The 1,733-nt window shown below is 65.4% G+C and carries 3 protein-coding genes; 1 reads left to right on the top strand and 2 read right to left on the bottom strand.

Going from position 1 to position 1,733, the window contains the following annotated elements:
- Window positions 1-329, bottom strand: a 329-nt coding sequence (locus GT030_RS26735; protein WP_202460600.1) for a hypothetical protein, incomplete at its 3' end; no start/stop codon positions are given.
- Between the two features lie 205 nt (window positions 330-534).
- Window positions 535-885: a helix-turn-helix domain-containing protein gene (locus GT030_RS26730; RefSeq protein ID WP_161203305.1), complete on the bottom strand. Its 351-nt coding sequence runs from the start codon at window positions 883-885 to the stop codon at window positions 535-537.
- Between the two features lie 231 nt (window positions 886-1,116).
- Between GT030_RS26730 and GT030_RS26725 the strand changes: the two genes are divergently transcribed.
- The gene (locus GT030_RS26725; RefSeq protein ID WP_346009754.1) at window positions 1,117-1,446 is read left to right on the top strand and encodes an STAS domain-containing protein; all 330 of its coding nucleotides are present in this window, start codon (window positions 1,117-1,119) and stop codon (window positions 1,444-1,446) included.
- Window positions 1,447-1,733: the final 287 nt, after the last annotated feature.

The following is a 1,733-nucleotide window of genomic DNA, read 5'->3' as shown; positions in this document are numbered from 1 at the left end:
GTGCCGAAGCTGCCGCCACGGTCGGCTGGCATGGCACGCCAACGCAGGACCGGCTCAAGCGCGTTGAGAGCACCAGAGAGGAACCAGGCCAGACGGCCGTGAGTACGCGCGAGAGAGATGGCCAGGACGGCGAGAGTTTCCCGCAAGTGTTCGAGCCGCTTGATCTGCGGCAAGTCCTCCTGGCCGTCCGGAGGGCCGACAGCGTCGCGCAGGCCCGCTGCGGTCTCAACGGCGAGCGCGCGGTCGCTCGGCTCCAGTTTCCACACCTCGTCCTGGATCTTCTGCTCAGCTTCCTCGGCCAGCACTGCGACGATCCTGCGCATGTCCATCCAGATCAGTCTAGAGAAACGGTCTTGGCCGATATCGCGGCGGCTATCACTGCTCTGGATGGCTACGTGGCACGGTCTCGGCGGGCTTTCGGCTCCGCCGAGCTGGAACGGCAGAAGCTGAAAGACGCGGCAGACTTGGGCAGGCGAGCCTTCGACGAGGGCCTCACGGTCCTCAAGCGTGGTCAGCCATGGTCGCTGCCGTCCGTCAGGCAGGCACGTGAGTGCGCTCGCTGTCCGGCGCCATGCGGTGGGCTTCGTCCTGGACGAGCAGGGCAAGGAGCGTGGCTACCGTCAGGCCCTGGTCGGCTTCGGTCGGGTGCCGCAGGGTCTTGGCGGGGTCGATCTCATACGTGTTGCCGCGGCCCTGGCGGGTGTGCGAAAGGTAACCGGCCTGCTCCAGGTCGGCGATGATCTTCTGCACGGCGCGTTCGGTGATGCGGCAGCGGGCGGCAATGTCGCGGACACGGGCGCTGTGATTGTCCGCGATGGCAGCGAGGACGCGGGCGTGGTTCGTCAGGAACGTCCATCCGTTGTGGGGCTCAAGCACCTCATCCATACCCCCCACTCTAGCGAAGACCCATACAGGCATCCAAATGCACGTACCGAAGTTCGTGTATATGTTGACGTGCGTCCTCGCTGAGAGAAAACTTTTAGCGGACCGCCGCGAGCGCACCGGGAGTGAGCCATGCAGCACCCTTCTCGCCGGGCACAGTCCCTCACAGTGCCGGGCGCCCTCCGCCTACGTAGATGTACAGCTGCGACGCCACCTGTACCGGGCCAGATAGCCGTGTCGTGCGCTGCGGACGATGACCGGATACGTGTCACCATCCGCGGTGAACTCGACCTCGTCTCGGGCCGCCAACTCCGTGGTCAGCTGAGCGAAGCGCTTGCCGCTTCGTCGAGCGGTCTCGACCTGCATTTGACCGGGCTCAGCTTCTGCGACTGCGCTGGCCTGAGCGTTCTGCTGGAACTGCGTCAGCGGGCCCTGAGCGAGAGCAAGACCGTCGTCATCCAGGACACCAGCCCCGCGATCGACAGGTTGCTCGATCTCATCGGAGCGCAAGATCTCTTCTCACCTTCCTGCTCACGGCTCACGGAGATCCACGCTGCAGTCTGAGGAGAGTGGACGTAGCCGCCGTACATGGGTGACGCCAGGCAGGACCGGTCCGTCACGGTTTCCTCGGTAGGTGGCGCTGCGTACGTGCGGGCCGCCAACAGCGAGATCGTGGACCGCTTCTTCTCAGACCTCGATGCTCGAAGCGCGGCAGGCTTGCAATAGTCACGACCTCAACCCACCACTTCCCCCCGCTCTCATCCCGTCCGCCGTCGACCCACACCCCGTGGAGCGGGCGTGGTCCATGGCGTCCAGGTGGAGCGCGCCACTGTACGAACGACCTGGACGCC

Origin of the sequence: Streptomyces sp. SID1328, assembly GCF_009865595.1 — a bacterium.
Classification (GTDB): Bacteria; Actinomycetota; Actinomycetes; order Streptomycetales; family Streptomycetaceae; genus Streptomyces; species Streptomyces griseoluteus.
Note: the sequence above shows the minus strand (reverse complement) of the source record. Positions and strands in the feature narration are given on the sequence as shown.

Excerpts from the sequence above, each read along its gene's own strand:
- GT030_RS26730 (WP_161203305.1), bottom strand. The coding sequence starts at position 885 with ATGGATGAGGTGCTTGAGCCCCACAACGGATGGACGTTCCTGACGAAC.